Source organism: Paenibacillus wynnii (assembly GCF_000757885.1).
In the GTDB taxonomy this organism is placed as follows: domain Bacteria; phylum Bacillota; class Bacilli; order Paenibacillales; family Paenibacillaceae; genus Paenibacillus_AQ; species Paenibacillus_AQ wynnii.
This window is the reverse complement of sequence record NZ_JQCR01000003.1, coordinates 2,520,697-2,541,069: the sequence shown is the minus strand read 5'-3', so window position 1 is coordinate 2,541,069 and position 20,373 is coordinate 2,520,697. Positions and strand designations below refer to the sequence as shown.

Here is a 20,373-nt window from a genome sequence, read left to right as displayed (position 1 = left end):
TGTGCTTTATGTTGGTTTAGTTCACTAAAATTTGAATTATACAATTGAATTAGCAGCCTGTTTCCTTCATGTTGAGATAGGAGGAGGAACTCAAGGGTTAAGTCCAACCATAATATTGATAGCGCTTGCAGAATTGTTCTGATTCATCATTTTATTGTTCTGATTCATCATTTTATTGAAGGAGGTCGATGTATTCAATGCTTCGAAAAATAAGCTTTAGATGGTTTATGGTGCTTCTTATTGTCTCTACTGCGTTCAGCTTTCAGGTACCCATGCAGACAGCTGCTGCAGAGAGTGGTGAAGTTCCGGAGCTTAGCAATCAGCAATTAATAGATAACGACTACATCCTATACTTTGTGAATGCAGGCGATAAAACCCCGGCAACCCTCGAAGGCAACGACAAAATGGGGCTGTATGCAAGTGTAACCGAGCAGGTCTACGGAGCAGACCCGATAACGGGGAAAAGCTGGGGCTTGACTACTTCCACGACGGGCACGAATGTTCCAGACGCTACCACCAAAACAGGAAGCCTAAGGTACTACAACGGTACACAAGTTAGATCCAAAGCGATCAGCTATATGTTTGAGCTTCCTACGGACAAATATGATATTACTTACGGTTTTTATAATCCTTGGAGCAGTCGTAATATGATTCTCTTAGCGGAGGGCAGAAATGTTGCTGGCGGGGACTACGATTCAGGAACCCAGCAATTAAAAGAGTTCACTACCCGAGGCCTCGCAGTAATGGACGGTATGCTAAACGTGTCTATAGCGGGTCCATCCACTGGTACTCTGACCAATTATAATGATCCTCTGATTAATTATATTATTGTGAGAAAAAGCGTGATTCTGGAGTTTTCCGACCTGCAAGGCCTTATAGATAGGGCTAAGGGGCTTTCGGAACAGCCGGAATATACAGTATATAGCGTGAATAAGCTTAAAGCGGTTATTGAAACCGTCCAAAACTTCATAAACATTGCAAAGGCGCAAGGTACAGATGTATCTACCCTTCAGAACGAGCTTCACAGCTACAAGCTAACCTTAAATGATGCGATTGCAGCTCTTGCAACGTATGTAGCTAATAGTGCTTTTACACCGGGAGCTGTATGGATGGATACGAATGGGGCTCCGATACAAGCGCATGGCGGTGGAATTCTGTATGATCAAGCAAGCGCTACCTATTACTGGTACGGAGAAGATAAGACGCTGGGGTATATGCCTACGAGAGGGGTACGTGTCTACAGCTCCAAGGATCTTTATAATTGGGAGGATGAGGGTCTGGCTCTGACTGCGATTGAATCCATGGGCCAATTCGATACGGACCCGCTGATTTCAGGCTTGTATGCGGGAAGAACAGATAAGGCGGATATTTTTAATGATATTGGTACCATGCGCGTCTTGGAACGGCCCAAAGTTATTTATAACGATGTGACTGGTAAATATGTGATGTGGCTGCATACGGACGGCCCAAGCACGACATCAACGGCGAATTATGCCAAGGCAGAAGCAGGTTATGCTTTGAGTGATTCACCGACAGGACCCTTTGTATATGGCAAAAGCGAGCGAATGGACCGCGTTCCTGCAGGCGCTACCTATAACGGACAGCCGAACCAACCCGGTATGGCTCGAGATATGAATCTCTTCAAAGATGACGATGGCACGGCTTATCTGATCTATTCCAGTGAAGAGAATATGACCATGTACATTTCCAAGCTGAATGAGTCTTATACTGATGTGACCGGATGGCATAAAGATGGGAATGAGCAGCGGGATACGACATACAAATCACAGTACGGCGTGGATTACATTCGTGTATTTCCAGGGGCACAGCGCGAAGCTCCTGCCATGTTCAAGTATCAGGGGAAATATTACATGATTACCTCCGGTGCTACAGGATGGGCACCAAATGCTGCACGTTATACGGTGGCCGATCAAATATTTGGCGAATGGAGAGCGATGCGTGATCCTTCTGTGGGTACGAAAGCTTCCACAACCTTTGATTCACAAAGTACCAATATAATTACACTTGATGCTGCCAATGGTAAATATATTTTTATGGGGGATCGCTGGAAATCAAGCGACCTGGCAGACTCCCGCTATATCTGGCTTCCGGTGGAGTTTGGACAAGACGATCAAATTATCCTGAAGTGGTATGATCAGTGGAACTTGTCCCTGCTGAACCGTATGGGCAGAATTACAATCAATACAACGTTACCGAAATATGTACCTATGGGACGTACTCCGATTCTGCCTGATGAATTATCGGTTACTAGGTCCAACAATGTCACCGAGCAGATGCCTGTCAGCTGGACATTGAATGCCAACCAATTCTCCAAACCGGGCAGAGTCACCGTGAATGGAAATTTGCCCTTGTTGGAGAATAAAGAGATTGCTATTACCTTGGACGTTCTACCTGAACATGCGGTCTACTTCGTAAATGCGGGTGGTGCGGTGACCGCAGACTATTCGGCTTGGACCGGGTACATGGGGGAATCACTTCTTAATAAGGGAGTTCCGGATCAACAGTACAATCCTCTTTTGGGGCAAAATTGGGGTTATGTAGGGGATTCCACCAACACTTCCGGCTCAGCATCTGATGATTTGTTCACCAATTTACGATATCTCAAAGCCAATTCAGGTAATGATATCACTTATAAATTTGATGTGAGCGGCGGAGTATATTCGATTTATACCGGACTCTACGATCCTTGGGCTCAATATTCCAATGGGGGCCGTAAAGCTGATATTATTGTGAACGGACAGACGATCACTTCAGCTTATGTCTTTTCGAGTGCGAAGGATGTATTAGCATATCCTAATGTAGTTGTGAATGAAGACGGAATTTATCTTACGGTTCATCGGTCTGCTTCAGCCGCTGCCTCAAGCTCTGACCCGCAGATTAGCTGGCTGATTATCGTCAAAGAGCCGTCTGCCCAAGAGGTTGCCGATTCGCTTACAACTATTGCTGCACCTGTGATGGATGCAGTCTCACTGAATCTCCCGGCAGTGCCTGTTGGTTACAGCCTAGCCATTAAGCAATCAAGCAATCCTGGGGTCATTGGCTTGGATGGAGTAATTATACCGCCGGACGCTTCAACCACTGTGGAACTGATTTTGGAAGTGACGAGAGATTTTGACGGGTCTAAGGGAATTCTTACGATTAACGTTACGGTACCTGCAAGATCTGCCAGCGCTCAGGAAGTAGCGAACACACTTACGGAGATGGCTACTCCGGCTAAGGATGACGTTAAGATCACGCTTCCAGAGGTTCCAACTGGATACACTGTGACCATCAAGGAAACGGGTAATTCTTCTGTTGTTCAAATGGATGGAACCATTCTGGCCCCAAGCAAGCTGACGCGAGTCGAGCTTACGCTTGAGGTGACACGAATCTCGGATCATACCAAAGGAACCGTAAAGTTAACCGTAAAGGTACAAAAAAGGCATGAGGATAAAAGCAAATCATAATCTCTAAATGAAACGGCGCTCAAAGGGTGAATTCCCTGAAGGTGCCGTTTTATAATTTCTAGGATTGCCAAGCCCTTCTAAATTATTGTTATCCAATTGGCTCTGTGTGGTTAAGATATATTAAGCACATAAGGAGGCAGTGACATGAACCCCAAATGGTGGAAGGAAAGTATTGTGTATCAAATTTATCCCATCAGCTTCATGGACAGCAACGGAGATGGAGTGGGAGATCTACGGGGGATTATTTCCAAGCTGGATTATCTGCAGGATCTGGGAGTAGATGTAATCTGGGTATGCCCTATTTACAAATCGCCGAACCATGACAACGGCTATGATATTAGCGACTACTGTGACATTATGAAGGAATTCGGGACGATGGATGATTTTGACCGGCTGCTGCAGGATATGCACTCACGCGGTATGAAGCTGATGATGGATCTGGTCCTCAACCATACCTCCCACCAGCATGCCTGGTTTGTTGAATCGAGAAGCTCCAAGGACAATCCGAAACGGGATTTTTACATCTGGAGAAAAGGTAAAAACGGGGGACCGCCTAACAACTGGGAGTCTTATTTCAGCGGATCGGTGTGGGAGCATGATCCGCATACGGATGAGTACTATTTACATCTCTATTCCAAGTACCAGCCGGACCTCAACTGGGAAAATCCCGTAGTCATAGATAAGCTGCATGAGATGGTACAGTGGTGGCTTAAAAAAGGTGTAGACGGTTTTCGCTTTGACGCGATTGCCCATATCGTTAAGACCGAAGGTTACCCGGATGCCCATAATCCCCACGGTACGCCAACCGTAAGAGCCTATGACATGTTCTCCAATCTGGAAGATGTTCATACTTTGCTGCAAAATTTGCATGATAAGGTGCTTTATTTTTACGACATTATGACGGTTGGTGAGACCTCTGGGCTTGGTCCGGAGCAGGCACTGGATTATGTGGGGGACGGTCGTCGCGAGTTGAACATGACTTTTCAGTTTGAGCATATGTTTCTGGATGCAGCCTCCGCCGGTAGCGGGAAGTGGGACGTTGTACCGTGGAACCTGATCGATCTGAAAAAAATCATCACCAACTGGCAGGTTGTTCTGCATAACCGCGGCTGGAATGCCAACTACCTGTGCAATCATGATCAGCCCCGCTCTGTGTCCCGATTTGGGAACGATCTTTTTTACCGGATTCCTTCGGCTAAGATGCTCGCAACCTTTACTCATATGCTTGAAGGCACGCCCTATATTTACCAAGGGGAAGAGATAGGGATGACGAACGTTGCTTTTGAGTCCATAGATAACTATCGGGATGTTGAGACCCTTAATTATTATGAAGAGAAGCGGCGGAACGGGGTCCCGGAAGAGCAAATCATGGCGGCCATTCATAAAAAAAGCAGAGATAATGCCCGTACACCCATGCAGTGGAACGACGATGACGAAGGTGGGTTTACAACAGGTGACCCCTGGCTTAAGGTCAACTCTAATTACATGGAGATCAATGCAGCCTACGCGGTCAAAGATCCAGATTCCATCTATCATTATTATAAGAACCTGATTGCGCTTCGAAAAAAACATAAGGTCATCGTATATGGTGAGTATGAGTTATTGCTGCCAGAAGATACGGAGATTTATGTATATACGCGGACACTTGAAGATCAGCGTGTGCTGGTCATTCTGAACTTTTTTGAACGGGAACCGATTATTGAGCTTCCGCAAGGGATGTTGACCAATCCGGGGGAGCTGTTGATTTCGAATTATGAGCCGCAAAAAGAGGAGGACTTAGGCCGCTTGAAGCTTCGTCCGTATGAAGCCAGAGTATATTTACAGCGCCTGATTTAAGCCTGAAAAAACCCTTCAGCTTGCCGAAGCAAGTCTTGAAGGGTTTTAGAATGCTAAAGCATTTTTACCAAGCTGTAATTTTTCTTACCTTTACGGATAATGATGAAGCGACCGCCGATAGCTTGAGCTACTGTAACTTCCAGACCAACATCGCTAACTCGCTCGCCATTCATCGAAATTGCACCTTTTGTAATATCCTCACGCGCCTGACGTTTGGAAGGTTCAATACCCAGATCAACTAGCCAGTCCACGATATTCTTAGACTCCTGCGTAGCCTCGAATGTCGGCATGTCTTTAAAACCTTGCTCGATTTCATCAGCAGTGAGCGATTTAATATCACCGCTGAACAATGCTGCTGTGATGCGTTTTGCTTGCTCCAGCAATTCCTCACTGTGTACGAATCTGGTCATTTCTTCGGCCAGTTTCTTTTGTGCCTCGCGTTTATGCGGCTCTGTTTGCACCTTATCAGCCAGGTCATCAATCTGCTCCTTGGTAAGGAACGTAAAGTACTTCAAATGCTTTACTACATCGCGGTCATCCGTGTTAGCCCAGAACTGGTAGAATTCAAAAGGGGTTGTCTTATTCGGATCCAGCCATATCGCACCACCGGCTGATTTGCCGAATTTCGTACCGTCAGCTTTCAGCATAAGCGGAATCGTCAGGCCAAAAGCTTTCGCCTCAGATCCTTCTCTTTTTCGAATCAGATCAAGACCGCTAGTAATGTTGCCCCATTGATCGGAGCCGCCAATTTGCAGCTGTACGTCTTCATGCTGATATAAATGCAGGTAATCAAGCGACTGCAGGATTTGGTAGGAGAATTCGGTAAAGGAAATACCGCTTTCCAGTCTGCTCGCGACAACATCCTTTGCAAGCATGGAGTTAACGGTGAAATTTTTACCGTAATCACGCAGGAATTCAATTACATTGATTTTATGTGTCCAGTCATAATTGTTGACCATACGAATTTGATTATCGCCTTCAATAATAAAGAGCTTTTTCATTTGTTCAGTAAGCGCATCAACGTTAGCTTGTACTTCTTCTAGCGTTTGCAGCGAGCGCTCACTTTGACGGCCGCTTGGATCACCGATGGTGCCCGTTGCTCCGCCAATCAGAATCACTGGACGGTGGCCGGCAAGCTGGAAGCGTTTGAGCACCATAAATGGAATCAAGTGGCCAATATGCATGCTGTCACCCGTTGGGTCAACACCGCAGTATAACGAAACTGCTTTTTGTTTCGTTAAATCCCGAAGGCCTTCCGCATCCGTTTGTTGATTAATGGCATCGCGCCATTCTAGTTCGTCCATAATATTCACAGTCAAAACACTCCTCAATTTATCGATATTCTTATAACGTAATGACTTACCGTTGAAAAAACAAAAAAATCGCCCCTGTCTATTGTAGACATAGGGACGATTAAGCAACCGTGTTACCACCCAAATTGCACCAATGGAGCTTATTTTCACGCACCATTAATACCACTCTTCAGCGAGTTATCGTTCGCCACTTCCGCTCGGCATTACCCAAGATACTCCAGAGTGTAATTCGTCAACTTAGTGTGTACCGGGTTCCATCACCCCCGGCTTTCTGAGAACAGGGACTAAGCTGCTACTAGGCTCTTTCAACGTATACCGTATATAAGATTAAGGAAAGTATAGTTAATTAGTATTTCAATGTCAACCACATCCGCGAGCTGTAACTTCCGGTTGAATACATTTTTTGAGTTTGTCCATAAAAGACGGTACAATTGCGTTACAATATATAGATATAGATACGTGGTTTTGCAGGAAGCAGCCTGCGGGAGGAGATACAATATGTGTGAATGGTATAAGGAGAGCTTCGGAGAGGACTATCTGATTGTATATAAACACCGTGATTTCGGAGGAGCTAGGCGTGAAGTCGAACAAATGATTGGCTGGCTGGATTTACCCCCGGGAGCTAAAGTACTGGATCTTTGCTGCGGTATGGGCCGTCATTCCCTTGCACTATCGGAAGCAGGTTACTTCGTAACCGGTGTGGATTTATCCGAGCCGCTTCTTCGGGAAGCCCGTGCTCAAGAGGGATCGGAGAAAGTAACCTGGCTGTGCTCTGATATGAGGGGTTTGCCTCTGGCTGGAGGATTTGATGCAGTGGTCAACCTCTTTACCTCCTTTGGATATTTTGAAGAAGATGAGGAGCAAATCAAGGTGCTTCGTGAAATCAGACGATTGCTGAAGCCTGGCGGGAAATTTATTATTGATTTTCTTAACCCATCCTGTGTAATTCGTAATTTAGTTCCGCACTCTACCCGTGAAGAAGGGGACATTCTGATCGATGAGAAACGCCGGATTGAAGACGGATATGTGAAGAAGATTATCACTATAACCTCCAAAGAAGATGGAATTCCCCGCCAATACCATGAGTGCGTGAAGCTGTATCCGCTTGAGAAATTTCAGGAGATGATTGCGGTAGCCGGCTTACAACTCGAAGCTGTCCATGGCAGCTATGATGAAGGCGAATATGATGTTGAGTGCTCTAAACGGATGATTTTTAGAGGCGTTCGGGCGTAGATGGTAACCGGGAGAAGATTTAAAGAAGACGATGGCTTCATGCGTAAAGCAGTTATTACTACATGGGAACGGGATATCCTACAGATATCTGTACCCATGGACCCGCCGCTCCGGCAAGTGAACAGCTATCTTCTTACGGATGCAGACGGCGGTGTTACCATTATAGATCCAGGCCCGCACAGCCAGGAGACAGAAATGGCTTGGCAGGGTATTCTTCGGGAGCTAAGTTTGTCCTGGAGCAAGGTACGGAATGTCGTTGTTACCCACCATCATCCTGATCATTATGGATTGGCAGGAAGGATGCAGTCCCTCAGTGGCTGCAAGGTGTGGATGTCGAAGCGAGCCCATACCGAAGCCCTGTTCATGTGGGGGGAGACCTCCCAGATGAATGATGTACTTCCCTTGTTTTTTTCCAAGCATGGTATGCCAAACTCTATAACGGATACGATCAGGGAACACTTGGAACGCTTTGAGCCACAGGTTACACCTCAGCCTGAAGTGTCCTATATATCACCCGCGGAGCCTTTTGAAATGGGCAATCGCCTATGGAGGCCAGTAGTTACTGGCGGTCATGCTCCTGGACACTTGTCCTTCTACAATAGTGAAAGCGGGTATATGATTTGCGGCGATGCCGTCCTACCGCAAATTTCGCCCAATGTCAGTCTGCTGCCGGGCAGCGATCCTCAACCGCTTCAGACATTCCTGACGGGGCTGCGAGACCTTGGCAGCTATCAGGTCAGTATGGCCTTTCCTGGACACCGTGAGCCGTTTACAGGTTTCACTAAGCGAATCCACAGTCTGCTTGATCACCATGAGGAACGGTTGGAGGCTGCAGAGGCCCTCCTTTCAAACGGACCCTTAAGCGGATTTGCAATCTGTGAAGATCTGTTCCGGGGCCGGATATCGAGCACTCATCAGATGAGGTTCGCCATGAGTGAGACCTTGGCTCATATGATTGAACTTGTACGCCGGGAGCGGGCAATTATTATAGAGTCGGGTAGTGGATGGTTATTCACGGGCATGGAATAGATTGACGTTGTAACACGGGAACGGGCTGTACTGTGATTTTGGAAGAAATAGAGGCTTATTGAGTGAAAACAGACGATTTGGAAATTTAACGGACTCCAGTGACACTATATGTATTCGCAACCCTTTGAGACTTATAGCAGCAATTTAGCGGAATCCCCCCCTAAGGGCGATTTAATTGCACTTTTACATCTCATTTAGCGGAATCCCACCTTCCGAGGGCGATTCGATGAAATTCTTTGCTACAACATTGACGCTCGACCTCGGCTTCCATCTCTACTAGAGTTTATGCATTGCCCCTAATGTGCTGAAGCAAGCCGTAGTGACCCAAAAACGTAAAGCAGCGATTATCCAATAACGGGAGAATCGCTGTTTTGCTTACTTTTAAGTTTTTCTAGAATGAAGAAGTCTGTCTCCGGTCGTAGAAAAATCTACTTTTGGATCCTAAAGAAATCTTATTATTTTCTTATTCAGGCTTTTCAGCGTTACTTCCGGTAAGCTTCTTAGCAGCTTCTTCGGTATCCTCTGGAGCATGCGGCAGCCCAAGATTCTTCTCTCTTTCCGCCTGTTTGCGGTGCGCGATCCTGCTGCTGGCTGCAGCGGCTACAGCGCCTACAATATCATCCAGAAAGGTGTGGATTTGTCCTGTTTCTTTATTGTTCAGTCTTTCCAGTACACCAGGTTTCAACTTGTCGACATAGCCGTAGTTGGTAAACCCGATACTTCCATACACGTTTACTATGGAGAAGGCCAAAATTTCGTCCACTCCGTAAAGCCCCTCGTCATTCTCAATCATATCCTGCAATTGGGGAAACAACTTTCCCTCTTCAGCCAATACATCTAATTGAATACCCGTTAATACCGCGTTTTGCACTTCTCTTTTGCTAAGTACCATCTCTACGTTGTGAATACATTCTTCCATCGTTAAATTTGGATAATAATGCTTCTGCAGCAGCATAACGAGATCCGCAATTTCTTCTATAGTTACTCCACGCTTATGCAGCCAGCTTTTTGTCGCCTCTGCAACGGCCTTGCTGTTCAGACTGTAAGGCATTTTTGCGTCAGCCATTTTCAGTCCCTCCATTTAGTGAGTCATTAGTTATAGTATTCTTTACAGTGAAGGTTCTGTAAATCCTCACTGTCTTGAAATTGTACTTTTTTAGGGTGTTATTGTCCAGAGAGGGGGACGAAATCGTTAAGACAGCGCGGATTTCAAACTTTAGGATAAGCTGTTGTTATTTTTTCGCGGAAGGGCTCGTATACATAGCAGTACAAGGCTATCTAATTTCTGAAAGGGGTAATTAATCATGACACATATGCAAAAAATTCGCGGGATATCCGCAGCCTGTCTGCTGGCAGTTCCTCTGGCTCTATCCGGCTGCAGCTTGCTTGGAATGGACGCGTCTTCCTCCGTAGATCCACCTCCAACTGAAGTGGAGGCACAAATGCTGGAGATCAGCGGCGATACACTGGATTCGGGAGTACTCGGCCCTGTGACCTTGGATGCAAATACGCTGGAGGCTAGTGCTCCTGCAGCAGCAGACAACAGTTCTACCGAACCTCGAACAACGGTATATCTCGAGGATGGGAATGGATTACTCGCACCGGTTTCACTTAGCCTGCCGTCCGGTGAAGGGGCAACAACCCTGAAGGACTCCCTAACAGCGCTGGTCAGTAAAGGTGCCTATGAAGCATTATTGCCATCAGGATTCCAGGGTATGCTCCCAGCCGGGACTACAGTGCAAAATGTGACTGTAGACAAGGAGAAAGGTCTGGCAGTCGTTGAATTTAACGCTAAATTTAATGATTATGCTGTCCAGGATGAACGTAAAATACTGGAAGCAATCACCTGGACACTGACAGGTGAAGAAGGAATTAAAGGGGTACAGCTTTGGGTAGACGGTAAGAAACTCAATGAAATGCCGCTAAATGGAACACCGCTGGATCGTCCATTATCTCGGACAATGGGTATCAATCTGCCAAAGAGCAATACCCTGGATATGAACTCCAGTGCGGTCACCGTTTATTTTTCTGCTGCATCACCTAAAGGTGTTCAGTACTATGTACCGATGACTCGATTTGTACCCGCAGGACAGGAACCGATCAAGGCTGCTTTGGGTGAGTTGCTATCCGGACCTGAGTCAGGGGATGGAGTTGAAACAGTAATGACTGCCGGGACTATTCTTGATTCTGTTGAAGAGGGACAAAATGGCGTAGTTACGGTCTCACTGAAAGATGATATGTTCGTTGACGGTGATAAGGTGCCTGCGGAAATGCTGCAATCCGTAGTACTGACTGTCGCCCAGAATAGCAAGGATTCATTGGTTCAGATTCGGCTGAACGGAAAGGATGCAGTGACCGGAACGAATGAAGTTAATTACGGAAAGCCGGTTTCCGCTCCTCAATATTTGAATGAGATGCCGCTGTAGAATGATCCCCAGTCAGTATAGGTGAAAACCGTCAGTTCAACTTAAAGGGTAAAAAGATGCTTTTGTGCCTGCTCTTTGGTAGAATAGGGAATGCTAAAATGAGCTGATGTAGGAGGCAGAAAAGATGAGATCAAACGGGCGGAATGACGACCAGCTTCGGTCATTGACGATAACAACCCAAACTAATAAATATGCTGAGGGCTCCGTGCTTATTGAAATGGGAGATACCAAGGTCATTTGTACAGCAACTGTAGAGGAGAAGGTTCCTCCTTTTCTTAAAGGTCAAGGAAAAGGCTGGGTAACCGCTGAGTATTCCATGCTTCCAAGAGCAACTGGGACGCGCAACCAGCGCGAAGCAGCACGGGGCAAGCTAACGGGGCGTACCATGGAAATTCAACGATTAATTGGCCGGGCTCTTCGGTCTGTAGTGAATTTGCAGGCACTTGGCGAGCGCAGTATTACGCTGGACTGTGATGTTATTCAAGCAGACGGCGGCACGCGGACGGCTTCGATTACCGGTGCTTTTGTAGCGATGGCCATTGCCATTAACAAAATTGCGGTACAGCACAAGCTCGCAGTATTCCCCATTACCGATTTTCTTGCAGCGATCAGTGTCGGTGTAGTAGGTGACAAAACCCTGCTGGATTTGAATTATGAAGAAGACTCCAAAGCCAAAGTAGATATGAATGTAGTGATGACGGGCGGCGGTGCATTCGTGGAGGTTCAAGGAACAGGGGAGGAAAGACCTTTTACTCGTCAAGAACTCAATCGTTTGCTAGAGCTAGGTGAGAAAGGGGTAACAGAACTGATTGCTACCCAGAAGGAAGTCTTGGGAGCCATTGCGCTCAAAATCCCTGCCGGGCAGCCTGGCCAAGAGGTATAGAATGAAATCGTCAGGCGGCATTCTTATTGTTGCAACAAAAAATCAGGGTAAGGTACGGGAATTTCAACATGCCTTTGCCCCTCTGGGTCTGACCGTGAAGAGTATGTTTGACTACCCCGATCTCCCGGATGTAGTGGAGGACGGTGCCACCTTTGCCGAGAATGCTTTGAAGAAGGCGAGGACCGTAGCCAATGCCCTCGGATTTCCGGTTCTTGCGGATGATTCCGGACTTTGCGTAGATGCGCTGGAGGGCAGACCGGGTGTCTACTCTGCTCGTTATGCAGGTGAAGATGCAGGTGATTCTGATAATAATCTTAAGCTGCTCAGCGAGCTGGAGGAACTGAAGCAGGGCGAGGATACAGGACAGCCCTTGCTCAGTACAGCTCGATTCGTATGTGCGTTATCGCTGTATGATCCGGCAACGGATCACGAACTTACGGCAGAAGGTACGGTTGAGGGTTGGATAACCTCTGAGCCGGCAGGTGGTGGCGGCTTCGGTTATGATCCGCTATTTTACTTGTCGGATTACGGGAAGACTATGGCGGAGCTGACCCTTACGGAGAAGCAGCTGATAAGCCACCGAGGCGCTGCATTGCGGTTGCTGACGGAGAAGCTGTCTTCTAGAAACGGTCAGCTGTAGTAAGACCTGTTGTATGCAAATTTAAATACAGAAGCTTGCGGTAGAGCCTCGGCTCGAACTGCAAGCTTTTTTGTAATATGAGAAAGTAATCAGGTTTAGTAGTACAACTTAGAAAACTGCGCAAACTATTCATAACCTTTCCTAAGCTGAAATACATTGAATATACGTGTCTGTGCTTGGTTGATGGCAAAAAAACTTCTGCAACGCTTCGCATTTTATTTCGTTATAGTAGTATATAGCGGAAGGTGGTGGGTTCACCGATGATGGTCTGGATGTTTTGGTTAGTCGCAGCCGGTGTCCTGTTTGTAGTTGAAATGATGACGCTTACGTTTTATCTGCTTTGGCTCAGTATCGGTGCTTTGATTGCCGGATTAGTGTCGCTTTTAGTACCGGATGCCATTCTATTGCAAGTAGTACTTGGCTCTCTTGTAGCACTGGGTCTGACTCTGTTCTCGAAGCCGTTAGTGGCGAGATTCCGCAGCTCGCGAGGATTTGATGATACGGATATTGTCGGGAAGCAGGGGATTGTTGTGGAAGCTATAGAGCCTGGGCGATACGGACAGGTAAAGATTGGCGGAGATACATGGAGTGCAACCTCTGTTCAGACACTTGGCAGAGATGATATCGTCAAAGTAGTAGGAAGAGGTACCACTATTATCGAGGTAGAACGATGGGAGGAAATGAACTAATGGAATGGGCAATTATTGTTGTGGTTCTTGTTGTAGTTGTTGTCTTCATTGCTCTTACGGTCAAAATCGTACCACAGCAGCGTATCGGAGTCGTCGAACGTCTCGGTAAATTTCACCGTCTCTTAACACCGGGTCTGAACATTCTGATTCCTGTTATTGATCAGGTACGTACTTATCATGATCTTCGGATTCAACAAGCTAATGTCCCTCCGCAAACGGTAATAACGAAGGACAACGTACAGGTACAGATTGACACTATTATTTTCTATAAGGTTGTTGGCCCTGAAGAAGCAACCTACGGTATCTCGGATTATGTATATGGTGTGCGGAATATCTCGACTGCAACCATGCGTCAAATTATCGGTAAGCTGGAGCTGGATGAAACGTTGTCCGGCCGTGAAAAAATCTCCACCGAAATCCGCGTAGCTCTCGATGAGGCTACAGAGAAGTGGGGCGTACGGATTGAGCGTGTGGAAGTTATTGATATCAAACCGCCGCTTGATATTCAAGAAGCCATGGATAAGCAAATGAAAGCAGAACGTAGTAAACGGGCGATTGTCCTGGAGGCGGAAGCCGCTAAGCAGGATATGATTCTCCGGGCAGAGGGTGACAAGCAGAGTAAGATTCTGAAGGCGGAAGGGGATAAGGAAGCACGTATCCGCCAAGCTGAGGGTTCACGCCAAGCGCAGGAACTGGAAGCATTGGGTCAGGCTAAAGCCATTCAAGCTATAGCTGAAGCTGAGAAAATCCGGATTCAACTGCTCAGCACCTCTGGGCTGGATGAACAGGTTCTCGCTTACCGTTCCTTTGAAGCATTAAGTGAAATCGCTAAAGGCCCGGCGAATAAAGTCTTCCTGCCAACCAGTGCAGTAGAGACATTAGGAAGCTTGGGAGCTATGGCTGAGATATTTAAAGCAAGCAAGGAAGGCAAGTAAGCAGTTTTACAATTGCAGAGTATTCCGTTAAAGTAAAAAGCAAAACTTTAAAGGAGAGAAATTCGTGACGCACAAAGAAATTTCGCCCCTAGTTGAAGCCTTGGGGCTGCAGCCGCACATTGAAGGCGGCTGGTACAAAAGACTTTGGAATTCTTCATTTGAAATCCCGCAAGAGGTATTAGGCGGCAGCTATTCCGGCTCGCGCTGCTCGGCATCTTCTATTTATTTTCTGCTCCATGCAGACGAAGCCTCGGAATGGCACACGGTGCTCTCCGATGAAATATGGCTGTGGCATTCCGGCAGCCCTATTGTGTTAAGTCTTGGAGGTAGCGGAGACAAACCGGAGGATGTTAAGGAGTATATCCTGGGCTTGGATATTGCTGCCGGTCAGCAGCCGCAATGGGTTGTCCCGGCAGGAGTATGGCAAGCAGCACGACCGCTCGGTGAAGAGCCGGTATTGGTCTCCTGCATTGTTTCCCCAGAGTTTCACTTTGATGACTTCAAAATGATTGAGAAATAAAGAGAACGGAGGCGATTAACGCCTCCGTTCTTTTCTCATTTTTGGTAATGAAACGTCGATCTGATATACTTATTTTTGGTAAGTGAAACAAACTACATTGGACTTGGAGGGTTAAACTATGAGTCAGTTGAACGGACCATTTTCAGGTGGACCCACACTAAATGACGGTGTAACGATGCCGTGGCTGGGGTTGGGTGTATGGCAGACTAAGGACGGTGATGAAGTTATCAGAGCCGTTAAATCGGCCGTGGAGACCGGTTACCGCAGTATTGATACAGCAGCAGGGTACAACAACGAAGAAGGGGTAGGACAAGCTATCCGCGAGTGCGGCGTTCCCCGTGAAGAACTGTTTATTACGACTAAAGTTCGCAACCCCGATCAAGGTTACGACTCCACATTGAAGGCATTTGAAGTCAGCCGGCGAAAGCTGGGACTGGATGTGATAGATCTTTATTTAATTCATTGGCCTGTTGCAGGCAAATATCTGGAGACTTGGAAAGCTTTAATTCATCTGCAAAAGGAAGGTCTAATTAAATCCATCGGTGTAAGCAACTTTCAGATTCACCATCTGAAGGATATCATTGAAGCTACCGGAGTTGTTCCTGTGGTCAATCAAGTGGAGTTCCATCCGCTGCTGACCCAACGCGAACTGCTGAAATACTGCCGCGAGCAGGGCGTACAGCTGGAGGCTTGGAGTCCGTTAATGCAGGGGAATCTTGAACTGCCGCTTCTCCATGAATTAGCTGGGAGATACGGGAAGACCCCGGCACAAATTGTTCTGCGCTGGGATTTGCAGCAAGGTGTAATCACAATCCCGAAATCAGTTCATGCGGAGCGTATTACAGAAAATGCCGGTTTCTTTGACTTCACACTCAGTGATGATGACGTCAAAGCCATTGAAGACCTCAACCAAAATCATCGCTTTGGCCCGGACCCCGACAATTTTAACTTCTAAACAGTAGAGTAGCCGGGTGGCGCGAATTGTAAGTCTCACATGGAAATGTTGTATAAAGTGCAGGATTTGATTTGTTTTAGGTCGGCTAGGCGCGGAATTGTTGTATAAAGTGCAGGAATTGATGTGTTTTAGGTCGGCTGGGCACGGAAATGTTGCATAAAGTGCAGGAATTAATGTGTTTTAGGTCGGCTAGGCTCGGAAATGTTGCATAAAGTGCAGGATTTGATTTGTTTTAGGTCGGCTGGGCACGGAAATGTTGCATAAAGTGCAGGAATTAATGTGTTTTAGGTCGGCTAGGCTCGGAAATGTTGCATAAAGTGCAGGATTTGATTTGTTTTAGGTCGGCTAGCACGGAAATGTTGTATAAAGTGCAGGATTTAATGTGATTCAGGTCGGCTGGGCGCGGAAATGTTGCATAAAGTGCAGGATTTAATGTGTTTTAGGTCGGCTAGGCGCGGAATTGTTGCACGAAGTGCAGGAATTGATGTGATTCAGGTCGGCTGGGCGCGGAAATGTTGCATAAAGTGCAGGATTTGATGTGTTTTAGGTCGGCTAGGCGCGGAAATGTTGCATAAAGTGCAGGATTTGATGTGATTCAGGTCGGGTAGGCGCGGAAATGTTGCATAAAGTGCAGGATTTGATGTGATTCAGGTCGGCTGGGCGTGGAAATATTGCATAAAAAGGCAGTCCAAAGGGTTAACCTTGGACTGCCTTTTTTATATCTTAGGGGAATCAAGTTCTTTTAGGAAGGGATGCGCCCACTCCTGCCTAGCGTTCTCATCAGAAGGATTCCATGAACAATTACCAGCATACTACAGACCATTGCCATGACTTCTGCGGCCTGATCACTGGCTGTAAGCAGGTCGAAGATGCCGTGCCATACGATTACCGGGATAATGCTCCAGCGGCTCCCTGCACAAATCCAAGCCAGCACCACCGATCCGTAAGTCAAACTGATTGCCCATCCAAGCACCCCAAAGCCCATGCCAAGATAGCTTTCATTGAACCAAAAGGCGGGTAGATGCCAGGCCATCCAAATGACAGCTATGAGCAGCGCCGAGGTGAATAATGAATAACGTTTATGAAGTTCTGGCAGCAAAAAACCACGCCATCCACTCTCCTCACCTATTCCAAAGGTAAGCATCCACACCAGAGAAGTCATCCATAAATTGAACTGAGGTGGAAGGTCAGAGGTCAGGCCAAATGTATGGATATCCGGTAGACTTCCGGTGAAAAGAGTATGGGCCAGTATGGCTACAGCACCATAAACCAGCGGTAAGCCCGCCCCGATAGCCAGCCATTTTTTGGGGAATGCAAACGAAAAGGCAGTTTTACACCAGGCCCTAAAACCCGTTCCACCCCGAATCTGAACACTAACTAGTGCGCCAAGGAGAGGGCCGAATGAACCTAGATAGAACTGCCCGGGCAGCACTGGCACCTCCGCCGTGAATTGCTTATTGATCAGCAGTGGAAGCCAGGAAAGCCAGGTGAAACCGAAAGTTATAGCTAGAAACAGAATGATTCTTCTGTTCTGAGTGTTGTTCTGCAGTGATTTTGAACGGAGTGATACTTGCATACCGGAAAAGCTCCTTCACTAAAAAGATACAAACCTATCTTTATTTGTAGAGGATTTTAACCCGGATAGATGTGGCTAATATCACTTTATGACAACGTTATAAGTCCGTAGCCAGAGGTCCACTTGAGACAAATAAGCGAATAACTGCGGGCCTGACATAAGCTGCCCGAACCAGGGAAGATTGCTGGAGGATTCCGGCGATGCAGCAATTTCACGGATTTTGGCCGCATTAATTAAGGGGAGAATAGGAGAAGTTGCGTCATCCAATATATTCAGCATTCTCTGCCGTACCGCTTTTAGATAGTTCGGATTATGGGTTTTGGGATACGGACTTTTTTTACGATAGAGCACATCATCCGGCAATACACCTTCAAGTGCCTTACGCAAAATACCCTTTTCCCGGTTGCCAACGGTCTTTATCTCCCAAGGAATGTTCCACACGTATTGAACAAGGCGATGATCACAATAAGGAACCCGAACTTCAAGCCCGACTCCCATACTCATGCGGTCCTTGCGGTCCAACAATGTTGGCATGAAGCGGGTGATATTGAGATAAGACATTACTCGCATTTGAGCCTGTTTGCCTGTTTCACCTTGAAGTTTTGGCACTTCAGCCACAGCATCACTATATTTGTCACCCAGGTATTCCAGAGGTCTAATCCATTCATTCATTTCCGGGGAGAGGAGTCCTGCCCGCATCTTGGGTGCCACTGACCATGGAAAAGTGCCGGAAGAGAGCATTTCTTCCCGATGGAACCAAGGGTAACCGCCAAAAATTTCATCGGCAGCCTCACCGGAGATGGCTACAGTCGCTTCTTTCTTGATCTCCCTGCAAAATAAATATAGAGAAGAGTCAACATCAGTCATTCCGGGTAAATCACGCGTGTAAAGAGCATTATCCAGTGCCTCTACGAGCTCCGGTGTATCAAACGCAATATAATGGTGGTTCGTATTCAGTTCTTCGACCATCCTTTTAATCCAAGGGCCGTCAGCTCCGGGCTGGAAGGAATGGCTTTTGAAATGCTTGTCATTATTTACATAATCGACAGAAAAGGTATTAACCCGACCTTGACCCGTTCGGTTGTAGTAATTAACCGCGAGTGCCGTTAGGGCACTTGAATCCAGGCCTCCAGACAGGAGTGAGCAGACCGGAACGTCCGAAACAAGCTGCCGCTCCAGTGTATCCTGCAGCAGTTCACGAACTTTGATTGCCGTCTCATCTACACTATCGTTATGTGTAAAACTCTCCAGCTTCCAGTAAGCATAACTGCGCAGTCCTTCCCGGCTGTAGATCATGGCATGCCCCGCCCGAAGTTCATGCATATCCTTATAGACACCGTGTCCCGGAGTACGTGCCGGACCGATGATAAAGATTTCAGCTAGACCCTCCGGGCCAACAGCCGGCTGGACTTTGGGATGCTGCAAGAGGGCCTTTGGCTCCGAACCAAATACAAAGACATCATCGACTTGACTGTAAAATAACGGCTTTACGCCTAGCCGATCGCGTGCAAAAAAGACCTGTTCATGTAAACCGTCCCAGATGGCGAAGGCAAAAATTCCGTTCAGCTTCTCTACACAATCCGGGCCCCACTCGATGTAGGCATGAAGCAGCACTTCTGTATCGCATTCCGTACGGAAGTGATGGCTCCGTTGCACTAATTCTTTTTTAAGCTCCGGGGCATTATATAATTCACCGTTATATACAATAGCGTACATGTTCTCCTCATGGCGGGTAATCATAGGCTGAGCACCGTTCTCGGGATCAATAACGCTAAGTCTGCGATGTCCAAAAGCGCAAGGTCCTGAAATCCAGGTTCCTGCTGCATCCGGTCCGCGGTTTGCCAGGGTTTCGGTCATTCTCACCAGCAGCTGTGAGTGCTGTGTCAGATCCCCGCGCCACTGGATAAATCCGGTTATTCCGCACATGATGATTCATCCTCTCTTTTGTGCGATTGTTGTCCTTTCTTTTTTGCCAAGTAATACAGATATATGCCTAAGGAAGGGATAAAATGTATGTCCTTATCCGAACACTAGGGGTGTGGTAAATTTGCCAGGAAGGATGGATGACAGGTGTATTACATAAAGGACGCCAAAATTCGCAGAATGATGGAGTATGACGGTGCACCCTGTGCTGAGGTAGGCGTGCTGCCTGGAGCTGTAGAGGATTCTGCTCTTTTGGTGTATATCGTAGAGGATCGTCGTGAAGAAGGCTACGAAATTGTCCGCATCCTGACCAATGATGCCGATATGTCTTCGGATTGGTATGACAACAACATGCATAATGCCTTTGAAGATGTGACCGTCAGTGCTTTTGAAGGCAGTGCAGTCATGGAGCCTGAAGAGGAGCGCTCCAGATTCCAACGGGACCTGCTTATTTTTGGGGATTTGAAAAAACAGCTGGAAGAGCATTTCGAGCAATATCCGTAATATGAGCCCAATTTAAGCTCTCACCATATATAAAAAAGATCCCTGGCAAGCGATAAGGAGAAACCCGTCTAAGCGGCGGGTCTCCTTTGCATGCCGTTGCAGAGCGGCGTAACACAGTAGATTATGCGAATCCGGAGAATAAGTTTATACTTTAATTAAAAAAGCTTGATAAATTTTCTACATGCGATATAATAGATAACGTTGCCCTAAGTACATAATATGTGTCCCGGTAGCTCAGCTGGATAGAGCATGCGCCTTCTAAGCGCACGGTCAGGGGTTCGAATCCCTTCCGGGACGTAAGTAAACAGCCTTCCTTCGGGAAGGCTGTTTTCGTTAATGGATGGAACCCCGATGGGTTCGTTTTTTTGATTATTTAAGAGGATTTCCGCTGAAAGCAGCGGAGAGGACGGAATGATTGCGGAAAAGCGGTAGCGTTCGCCTTTG

The 20,373-nt window shown here is 46.9% G+C and carries 16 protein-coding genes and 1 tRNA gene; 13 read left to right on the top strand and 4 right to left on the bottom strand.

What is annotated here, in order from left to right; genetic code table 11:
* The first annotated feature begins 197 nt into the window (after positions 1 to 197).
* Together PWYN_RS28400 and PWYN_RS27140 are read left to right on the top strand one after the other, a co-directional pair.
* A complete protein-coding gene (locus tag PWYN_RS28400) occupies positions 198 to 3,467 on the top strand; it encodes a glycoside hydrolase family 43 protein (RefSeq protein WP_052088448.1) in 3,270 nt (1,089 codons plus the stop codon).
* Between the two features lie 144 nt (positions 3,468 to 3,611).
* A complete protein-coding gene (locus PWYN_RS27140; RefSeq protein ID WP_036658473.1) occupies positions 3,612 to 5,303 on the top strand; it encodes a glycoside hydrolase family 13 protein in 1,692 nt (563 codons plus the stop codon).
* Positions 5,304 to 5,356: 53 nt separating this feature from the next.
* Here PWYN_RS27140 and tyrS read toward each other — a convergent pair whose 3' ends face one another.
* Positions 5,357 to 6,616, bottom strand: a complete 1,260-nt coding sequence (gene tyrS, locus PWYN_RS27135) for a tyrosine--tRNA ligase (protein WP_036658470.1) — start codon at positions 6,614 to 6,616, stop codon at positions 5,357 to 5,359.
* A 498-nt stretch (positions 6,617 to 7,114) separates the two neighbouring features.
* Here tyrS and PWYN_RS27130 point away from each other — a divergent pair, with 498 nt between their 5' ends.
* Both PWYN_RS27130 and PWYN_RS27125 read left to right on the top strand, forming a co-directional pair.
* A complete protein-coding gene (locus tag PWYN_RS27130) occupies positions 7,115 to 7,849 on the top strand; it encodes a class I SAM-dependent methyltransferase (RefSeq protein WP_036658467.1) in 735 nt (244 codons plus the stop codon).
* Positions 7,850 to 8,878 carry an MBL fold metallo-hydrolase gene (locus tag PWYN_RS27125; protein WP_240479841.1) on the top strand — a complete coding sequence of 343 codons (1,029 nt, stop codon included), beginning with the start codon at positions 7,850 to 7,852 and terminating at the stop codon, positions 8,876 to 8,878.
* 463 nt (positions 8,879 to 9,341) lie between these two features.
* Here the strand turns inward: PWYN_RS27125 and PWYN_RS27120 are convergent, their stop codons facing one another.
* Positions 9,342 to 9,944: a phosphatidylglycerophosphatase A family protein gene (locus PWYN_RS27120; RefSeq protein ID WP_036658464.1), complete on the bottom strand. Its 603-nt coding sequence runs from the start codon at positions 9,942 to 9,944 to the stop codon at positions 9,342 to 9,344.
* Positions 9,945 to 10,182: 238 nt separating this feature from the next.
* Between PWYN_RS27120 and PWYN_RS27115 the strand changes: the two genes are divergently transcribed.
* The 7 genes from PWYN_RS27115 (at position 10,183) to PWYN_RS27085 (ending at position 15,926) form a co-directional block, all read left to right on the top strand.
* Positions 10,183 to 11,304: a GerMN domain-containing protein gene (locus tag PWYN_RS27115; protein ID WP_036658462.1), complete on the top strand. Its 1,122-nt coding sequence runs from the start codon at positions 10,183 to 10,185 to the stop codon at positions 11,302 to 11,304.
* Positions 11,305 to 11,428: 124 nt separating this feature from the next.
* Positions 11,429 to 12,187, top strand: coding sequence for a ribonuclease PH (rph, locus tag PWYN_RS27110; protein ID WP_036658459.1), 759 nt, complete (start codon positions 11,429 to 11,431; stop codon positions 12,185 to 12,187).
* A gap of 1 nt (position 12,188) precedes the next feature.
* Positions 12,189 to 12,827, top strand: a complete 639-nt coding sequence (locus PWYN_RS27105) for an XTP/dITP diphosphatase (protein WP_036658456.1) — start codon at positions 12,189 to 12,191, stop codon at positions 12,825 to 12,827.
* Between the two features lie 260 nt (positions 12,828 to 13,087).
* On the top strand, positions 13,088 to 13,516 hold the full coding sequence (locus PWYN_RS27100; protein ID WP_036658453.1) for an NfeD family protein: 429 nt from the start codon (positions 13,088 to 13,090) through the stop codon (positions 13,514 to 13,516).
* Positions 13,516 to 14,451: an SPFH domain-containing protein gene (locus PWYN_RS27095; protein ID WP_084146957.1), complete on the top strand. Its 936-nt coding sequence runs from the start codon at positions 13,516 to 13,518 to the stop codon at positions 14,449 to 14,451. The genes PWYN_RS27100 and PWYN_RS27095 overlap by 1 nt, the downstream gene beginning before the upstream one ends.
* 64 nt (positions 14,452 to 14,515) lie before the next feature.
* Positions 14,516 to 14,971 (top strand): cupin domain-containing protein, encoded by a 456-nt coding sequence (locus tag PWYN_RS27090; protein ID WP_036658449.1) that lies wholly within the window; start codon positions 14,516 to 14,518, stop codon positions 14,969 to 14,971.
* A gap of 118 nt (positions 14,972 to 15,089) precedes the next feature.
* Positions 15,090 to 15,926 carry an aldo/keto reductase gene (locus PWYN_RS27085; RefSeq protein WP_052088446.1) on the top strand — a complete coding sequence of 279 codons (837 nt, stop codon included), beginning with the start codon at positions 15,090 to 15,092 and terminating at the stop codon, positions 15,924 to 15,926.
* 742 nt (positions 15,927 to 16,668) lie between these two features.
* Here the strand turns inward: PWYN_RS27085 and PWYN_RS27080 are convergent.
* Positions 16,669 to 17,502 (bottom strand): CPBP family intramembrane glutamic endopeptidase, encoded by an 834-nt coding sequence (locus tag PWYN_RS27080; RefSeq protein ID WP_052088443.1) that lies wholly within the window; start codon positions 17,500 to 17,502, stop codon positions 16,669 to 16,671.
* Between the two features lie 81 nt (positions 17,503 to 17,583).
* On the bottom strand, positions 17,584 to 19,428 hold the full coding sequence (asnB, locus tag PWYN_RS27075; RefSeq protein ID WP_036658446.1) for an asparagine synthase (glutamine-hydrolyzing): 1,845 nt from the start codon (positions 19,426 to 19,428) through the stop codon (positions 17,584 to 17,586).
* A gap of 144 nt (positions 19,429 to 19,572) precedes the next feature.
* Here asnB and PWYN_RS27070 point away from each other — a divergent pair, with 144 nt between their 5' ends.
* Both PWYN_RS27070 and PWYN_RS27065 read left to right on the top strand, forming a co-directional pair.
* A complete protein-coding gene (locus PWYN_RS27070) occupies positions 19,573 to 19,929 on the top strand; it encodes a hypothetical protein (RefSeq protein ID WP_036658444.1) in 357 nt (118 codons plus the stop codon).
* A 223-nt stretch (positions 19,930 to 20,152) separates the two neighbouring features.
* Positions 20,153 to 20,226: transfer RNA gene (locus PWYN_RS27065), tRNA-Arg, on the top strand.
* Positions 20,227 to 20,373 lie beyond the last annotated feature (147 nt).